Source organism: Hydrogenophaga sp. 70-12 (assembly GCF_001897365.1).
GTDB lineage: Bacteria > Pseudomonadota > Gammaproteobacteria > Burkholderiales > Burkholderiaceae_C > Hydrogenophaga > Hydrogenophaga borbori.
The window spans coordinates 1-7,044 of record NZ_MKSS01000340.1 but is presented as its reverse complement, the minus strand read 5'-3'; the positions used below and the strand labels follow the sequence as shown (position 1 = coordinate 7,044).

At 72.3% G+C, this 7,044-nt stretch carries 7 protein-coding genes and 1 pseudogene; 3 read left to right on the top strand and 5 right to left on the bottom strand.

The features are described from left to right. The 4 genes from BGO22_RS17590 to BGO22_RS17575 all read right to left on the bottom strand — a co-directional run. A partial coding sequence (locus BGO22_RS17590; RefSeq protein WP_286852001.1) for a methyl-accepting chemotaxis protein occupies positions 1–1,736 on the bottom strand: 1,736 nt, incomplete at its 3' end. A gap of 91 nt (positions 1,737–1,827) precedes the next feature. Next, a complete protein-coding gene (serS, locus tag BGO22_RS17585) occupies positions 1,828–3,174 on the bottom strand; it encodes a serine--tRNA ligase (protein ID WP_070399042.1) in 1,347 nt (448 codons plus the stop codon). Between the two features lie 22 nt (positions 3,175–3,196). After that, positions 3,197–4,150: a 4-hydroxy-3-methylbut-2-enyl diphosphate reductase gene (ispH, locus tag BGO22_RS17580; RefSeq protein ID WP_070399043.1), complete on the bottom strand. Its 954-nt coding sequence runs from the start codon at positions 4,148–4,150 to the stop codon at positions 3,197–3,199. Further along, a complete protein-coding gene (locus BGO22_RS17575; RefSeq protein ID WP_070399044.1) occupies positions 4,150–4,596 on the bottom strand; it encodes an FKBP-type peptidyl-prolyl cis-trans isomerase in 447 nt (148 codons plus the stop codon). Before BGO22_RS17575 ends, ispH begins: the two co-directional genes overlap by 1 nt. A 79-nt stretch (positions 4,597–4,675) precedes the next feature. Here BGO22_RS17575 and radC point away from each other — a divergent pair, with 79 nt between their 5' ends. The 3 genes from radC to BGO22_RS17560 all read left to right on the top strand — a co-directional run bounded on the left by radC (position 4,676) and on the right by BGO22_RS17560 (position 6,927). Beyond that, positions 4,676–5,368, top strand: coding sequence for a RadC family protein (gene radC / locus BGO22_RS17570; protein ID WP_070399045.1), 693 nt, complete (start codon positions 4,676–4,678; stop codon positions 5,366–5,368). A 34-nt stretch (positions 5,369–5,402) separates the two neighbouring features. Continuing rightward, on the top strand, positions 5,403–6,047 hold the full coding sequence (locus BGO22_RS17565) for a Smr/MutS family protein (RefSeq protein WP_070399046.1): 645 nt from the start codon (positions 5,403–5,405) through the stop codon (positions 6,045–6,047). Positions 6,048–6,132: 85 nt separating this feature from the next. Beyond that, entirely contained in the window at positions 6,133–6,927 is a 795-nt protein-coding gene (locus BGO22_RS17560) for a DUF3047 domain-containing protein (RefSeq protein WP_070399226.1), read from the top strand. An 8-nt stretch (positions 6,928–6,935) separates the two neighbouring features. On the opposite strand, the pseudogene BGO22_RS17555 reads toward BGO22_RS17560, so the two are convergent. Further along, positions 6,936–7,044: pseudogene (locus BGO22_RS17555) on the bottom strand (globin); the annotation flags it as partial.

Here is a 7,044-nt window from a genome sequence, read left to right as displayed (position 1 = left end):
CCGGCCTCGTTCACGAGCACGGTGCCCTGGTCCACGCTGTCCACGCTGCTGCCGATCAGGGCCTTGATTTCGTGCGCGGCCTGGGCCGAGCGCGTGGCCAGGTGGCGCACCTCGCTGGCCACCACCGCGAAGCCGCGGCCCTGCTCGCCCGCGCGCGCCGCTTCCACGGCAGCGTTCAGCGCCAGGATGTTGGTCTGGAAGGCGATGCCGTCGATGACGCCGATGATGTCGGCGATCTTGCGCGAGCCGGCGTTGATGTCGCCCATGGTGTCCACCACCCGCTGCACGGCCGCGCCGCCCTGCTCGGCCAGCTCGCTGGCCGAGCGCGCGAGCTGATCGGCCTCGCGCGCGTGCCCCGCGTTCTGGCCGACCGCCGTGCCCAGCTGTTCCATGGACGCGGCCGTCTCTTCCAGCGCGCTGGCCTGGCCTTCCGTGCGGCCCGAGAGGTCCTGGTTGCCCTGCGAAATCTCCGAGCTGGCCGTGGCCACCGCCTCGGCGCCCTGGCGCACGCGCGCCACCACGCCCGCGAGGTCGCGCTGCATGCGCGCCAGCTGGGCCATCAGGCTGTGCTGATCGCCCGGGCGCACGGGCACGGGCTGGCCCAGATCGCCGCGCGCCACGCGCTCGCTGACCGCCACGGCCTCGGCCGGCTCACCGCCGAGCGGGCGCAGCACCAGCCGCTGCAGGGCCCAGAGCAGGCCCAGCGAGACCAGCGCGACCGAGACGGCGCCCAGCGTCCCGGCGGTGACGCGCAAGGCGTTCACCTCGGCCAGGATGCGGTCCTGCGGCACGGTGGCGGCAAAGGCCCAGAGCGAGCGGTCCTTGCCCACTTGCACCGGCACGTAGATGCGCGTGACCTCGGTGTCCAGGCGCGGGTCTTCGTGGTTGACCCGCACCACCCGGCCATCGCGCAGGGAGGCGTTCAGCGGCTCGCGCTCGTCGGCCGCCGTCAGCTCGCGCCCCACGTTGGCGGGATCCCGGTCGCCCACGAACAGGCCGCCCGCGGACAGCAGGCTGGCGTAGCCGGTGTCGTAGACGCGGATCGCGCCCACCTTGTCCTGCAGGCTGGACAGCGCCACATCGATGCCCGCCACGCCGACCAGGCGGCCGCCCATCACGATGGGCACGGACGTGGTGGTGATCAGCACCTCCTTGCCCGCCACGGTGTACTTGTACGGCTCGATCAGCGTCTCCTGGCCGCTGCGCTTGGGCAGCTGGTAGTAGTCACCGGCGCCGGGCTTGTCGTAGTCCACCAGGACCTCCACCGACGCCACGCCGCTGCCGCGGTTCCAGTAAGGGATGTAGCGACCCGAGGCGTCGTGCCCGGGCTTGCCCGCGAACTCCGCGTCGCGGCCATCGAAGGCGTCGGGCTCCCAAGCAGTCCACACGCCCAGGAACTGCGGCGATCCCTCCAGCACGCTCTTGAGCAAGGCGTCGGCCTGCGCGCGGTCGGCGCGACCGCTCGCCTTCAAGCCAGCCAGCGACTGCGCCAGGGTGCGCGCGGCCGTCATGGTGGCGTTGAGCTCGGCGCCGATCTGCGCCGCGTTGCGCGTCGCGAGTTCCTCGGCGTACATGAGCGCCGTCTTCTCCTGCAGCTGGCCCGCCTGGCGCGTCAGCGATACCACCGTGGCCGCGAAACCGGCCAGCACGACGCCCACCACCATCAGCAGCAGCTTGGTGCGCAGGCTCAGGGAGGCGAGCCAGGGGCCCGGGGAAGGGGACTGGGAAGACAACACGCGCGATTCCTTTCGTCGGCCGACATGACCGCCAGGGAATCTCCCACGTCCGCCGCCCCGTGAAGCCGGGAACAGCGCGGCGAAGCGGCGCTTATTCCGCCGCCAGCCGCTCCAGCCCGCCGAGGTAGGGTCGCAGCGCGGCCGGCACGGTGATGCTGCCGTCGGCGTTCTGGTGGTTCTCCAGCACCGCCACCAGCGCGCGGCCCACCGCCAGGCCAGAGCCGTTGAGCGTGTGCACCAGCTCGTTCTTGCCCTGCGCGGTCTTGAAGCGCGCCTGCATGCGCCGCGCCTGGAAGGCCTCGCAGTTGGAGCAGCTCGAGATCTCGCGGTAGGTGTCCTGCGCCGGCACCCAGACCTCCAGGTCGTAGGTCTTGGCGGCGCCAAAGCCCATGTCACCCGTGCACAGCGCGACCACACGGTAGGGCAGCTCCAGCTTCTGCAGGATGGCCTCGGCGTGGCCCACCATCTGCTCCAGCGCCGCGTAGCTCTGGTCGGGGTGGGTGATCTGCACCATCTCGACCTTGTCGAACTGGTGCTGGCGGATCATGCCGCGCGTGTCGCGGCCCGCGCTGCCGGCCTCCGAACGGAAGCAGGGGCTGTGCGCGGTCAGCTTGATGGGCAGATCCGACTCGGCCAGCACGCGCTCGCGCACGGTGTTGGTGAGGGAAATCTCCGAGGTGGAGATGAGGTACTGCTCGGCCGCGGCTTCATCGCCCCCACCCGCTGCGGCATCACCGGGGCCCCTCCCCCGGTAGACCCAGAACATGTCGTCCTTGAACTTGGGCAGTTGGCCCGTGCCCTCCAGCGCCTCGCGGTTGACGATGTAGGGCGTGTAGCACTCGGTGTAGCCGTGCTCCAGGGTCTGCACGTCCAGCATGAACTGGGCGAGCGCGCGGTGCAGGCGCGCGATCGGGCCGCGCAGGAAGCTGAAGCGCGAGCCCGAGAGCAGGGCGCCGGTCTCGAAGTCCAGCCCCAGCGGCGCGCCCAGGTCGACGTGGTCGCGCACCGGGAAGTCAAAGGCGCGCGGCCCCTTGCCGCCAGGGCTCCAGCGGCGCACCTCCACGTTGCCCGACTCGTCGCCGCCCACCGGCACGCTCTCGTGCGGCAGGTTGGGCACGGCCATCAGCAGGGCCTGCAGCTCGGCCTGGATCACGTCCAGCCGCGCGGCGCCGGCCTCCAGCTCGGCCTTGATGGTGCCGACCTGGGCCATGGCCGCCTCGGCCTCGGCGTGCTGGCCCTTGCCCTTGAGCATGCCGATCTGTTTGGACACGCTGTTGCGCTGGGCCTGCAGCTCCTCGGTGCGGGTCTGCAAGGTCTTGCGCTCGCCTTCGAGGGCCTGGTAGGCCGCGACGTCGAGGTAGGGCTGGGGCTGCTTGCGCGTCTCGAGCCGGGCCACGGTGGCGGGCAGGTCCTTGCGCAGTTGAACGATGTCGAGCATGGAAAAGGGGCGGTGGAAGGAATCAGGGGGCGCTGGTGCCGCCGAGCTTGAGGCCCTTGGGCAGCGGGAACTTGACGGTCTCCGACAGGCCGTCCATGGAGCGCACGGATATGGCGCCGAAGGCCTTGATGCGGTCGACCACCTGGCGCACCAGGATCTCGGGCGCCGAGGCGCCGGCCGTGAGGCCCACGCGCGCGCGGCCCTCGAACCACTCGGGGCGCAACTCGTCGGCGCTGTCCACCATGTGGGCCGGCGTGCCGCGCTTGAGCGCGACCTCGCGCAGGCGGTTGCTGTTGGAGCTGGTGGGGCTGCCCACCACGATGACCACGTCGACCTGGGCGCTGAGCAGCTTCACCGCGTCCTGCCGGTTCTGCGTGGCGTAGCAGATGTCCTGCTGCTTGGGCTCGCGCACCTGGGGAAAGCGCGCCTTCACGGCGGCCAGGATCTCGGCCGCGTCGTCCACCGACAGCGTGGTCTGCGTCACCACCGCGAGCTTGTCGCCCAGCGCCGGGCTCAGGCGCGCCACGTCGGCCACGTCTTCCACCAGGTGGATGCCGCTGTCGAGCTGGCCCATGGTGCCTTCCACCTCGGGGTGCCCTTTGTGGCCGATCATGATGAACTCGTAGCCCTCGCGGTGCAGCTTGGCCACTTCCACGTGCACCTTGGTCACCAGCGGGCAGGTGGCGTCGAAAACCTGGAACCCGCGCTGCGCGGCCTCGTTCTGCACCGCCTTGCTCACGCCATGGGCCGAAAACACCAGGGTGGCGCCCGGCGGCACGTCGGCCAGGTCCTCGATGAAGATCGCGCCCTTGGACTTGAGGTCGTTGACGACGTAGGTGTTGTGCACGATCTCGTGGCGCACGTAGATGGGCGCGCCGAACTTGGCCAGCGCGCGCTCGACGATCTCGATCGCGCGGTCGACCCCGGCGCAGAAGCCCCGCGGCTCGGCCAAAACGATGTCTTGCAGCGACGCCATCACAGCACCCCGATCAGTTGCACCTCGAAGCGCACGGGCTGGCCGGCGAGCGGGTGGTTGAAATCGAACAGCACCGCGCCGTCCTCGCGCACCTCGCGCACGGCCCCGGCATAGGTGCCGGTGCCGTCGGGCGTGGGGAACTGCACCACGTCGCCCACGGCGTAGCGCTCCAGCGGATCGCCCAGCTGGTCGAGCAGCTTGCGCGCCACCCACTGCTGCATCTCGGGCTGGCGCTCGCCAAAGGCCTCGCCAGGCGCCAGGTCGATGACGGTGCGCGTGCCCTCCTCCAGGCCGATGAGGCGCTGTTCGATGGCCGGCGACAGCTCGCCCTGGCCCAGGCTCAGCGTGGCGGGCTGGCCATGGAAGGTATCGATGATGACCTGGCCGCCCGCATCGCTCATGCGGTAGTGCAGGGTCAGGAAGGAGCCGGGCTGGACGTGGGACATGGCGGGGGTGGCGATGCACCCGGGGGGATGGGGTGAAACGCGTATTGTAAAAAGCGCCGGCCACCCAGGGAGCCAAGGCATGCAAGTCCATCCGGGGGTCGGGCTCAAGGCCCTGCCCAGCGACGCGCGACCGCGCGAAAAACTGCTCGCGCGCGGCGCGAACGCCCTCAGCGACACCGAGCTGCTGGCCGTGCTGTTGCGCACCGGCCTGGCCGGCAAGCACGTGCTGCAGCTCGCCCAGGAGCTGCTGGACACCTGCGGCGGCATCGCGGGCCTGGTGGCCACCGACGCCGCGGCGCTCGGCCGGATCAAGGGGCTGGGGCCGTCCAAGCGCGCGCTCATCGCGGCCGTGATGGAGATCGCGCGCCGCGCCCTGGCCCAGCCGCTGAAGACCCGCGAACTGCTCAACGACCCGGCGGCGGCTGGCGATTTCCTTCGCCTGCAGCTCGGCGACCGCCCGCACGAGGTCTTCGCCGTGCTGCTGCTCGACAGCCAGCACCGCCTGATCGCCTTCGAGGAGCTGTTTCGCGGCACGCTCAACCAGGCCAGCGTGTTCCCGCGCGAGGTGGTGCTGCGCGCCCTGCACCACCAGGCCGCCGCCGTGGTGCTGGCCCACAACCACCCCAGCGGCGTGGCCGAGCCCTCGGCGGCCGACGTGGCGCTCACCCGCAGCCTGTGCGACGCGCTGGCCCTGGTGGGCGTGCGGGTGCTCGACCACATCGTGGTCACGCGCGAGCGCGCCGCCTCCCTGGCCCAGCTCGGGCTTCTCTGAGCCCCGCGCCACGCGCCTGCGGCCCGGCCCGACAATGCGGGCCATGAAGGTGAACGCCCTCAGCGAGCTCCAGTCCATCCGCCACGCGCTGGCCGAGCGCCGCGCGCGCGAGGCCGCCGAGCGCGAAGCCGAGCGCCTGACCGCCGCGCGGCGCGAGCGCGAGCGCCGCCTGTTCGAACTCGCCGTGGGCCCCGTCGAACGCCTGCCCGCGCACGGCCGCGCCGAGCCCGCCCGCCGCCCGCCCGAGCCCCGGCCCCTGCAGCGCGAGCGCGACGAGGCCGCCGTGATGCGCGAGGCCCTGTCCGACGAGTTCGACGTCGAAACCCTGCTGCACACCGACGAACTGCTGAGCTACCGCCGCCCCGGCCTGGGGCTGGACGTGGCGCGCAAGCTGCGCGAGGGCCGCTGGGCGATCCAGCGCGAGATCGACCTGCACGGCCTGCGCACCGACGAGGCGCGCGAAGCCCTCGGCCGCTTCGTGCGCGAGAGCCACCAGCAGGGCCTGCGCTGCGTGCGCGTGGTGCACGGCAAGGGCCTGGGCTCGCCAGGCCGCGCGCCGGTGCTCAAGGGCCGGGTGCTGCGCTGGCTGGTGCAGAAGAAGGAAGTGCTGGCCTTCGTGCAGGCCCGCCCGGCCGACGGCGGCGCGGGCGCCCTGGTGGTGCTGCTGCGCCCGGCGTGACGCCCTGCACGCCCGCCGCCCCGCGTGGCGCCGCCGGCCGGCCCGGACGAGACCGCTGTCACCGGCGCACGGCATGATCCGCGCCATGCCGGTTTCCTCCCACCCCCTGCGCCCCGATCGCCGCCACTGGCTGCTGGCCACCGGCGCCGCCCTCGCGGGCTGCGCCGCGCCAGGGCCCTCGCCCGGACCCGACGACGGGGGCGTCGACGGATCGGCCTGGGCCCGCGCCTGCTCGTTCGACGGCCTGGCGCCCGCCGGCCCCTGGACGCACCGCCGCTACGGCAACCGCCGCCCCACCGACTACCGCGCCACTGAGCACGGTGGCCGCCCGGCCGTGCACGCGCGCAGCGCCGCGGGCAACAGCCTCATGCGCCTGCCCCTGAAGGCGGCGGACTTGCCACCGGGCGCGCGGCTGCGGTTCTCGTGGTGGGCCGACGCGCTGCTGGAGCAGGCCGACATGAAAGACCCGCAGGCCGATGATGCCGTCGCCCGCGTGATGCTGAGCTTCGACGGCGACCGCCAGACCTGGAGCCGGCGCGACCACATGCTCTCGGAGCTGGCGCAACTGATGACCGGCGAGCCCCTGCCCTACGCCACCCTCATGTACGTGTGGGACAGCCGCTACCCCGTGGGCACGGTGATCGAGAACCCGCACACGCGGCGCATCCGCAAACTGGTGGTGCAGCAGGGACCGCGGCAACTGGGGCGCTGGGTGGAGCACGAGCGCGATGTGCGGGCCGACTACCTCGCGGCCTTCGAGCGCCCGCCCGGCCCGCTCACGGCCCTCGGCCTGATGACCGACGCCAACAACCTGGCCACCACGGCCGAGGCCTGGTACGGCCCGCTGGTGCTGCGCGACGCCGCGCCCACCACGCGCTGAGGCTGGTCTCAGCCCGGGCTGTTGCGCATCCAGTCGGCGGTCTGGAAGAAGCTGCGTTTCAGGCGCTCGCGCAGCTCGGCGTCGACCCCGGTCTCGCCCATGGCCTGGTCCATGCAG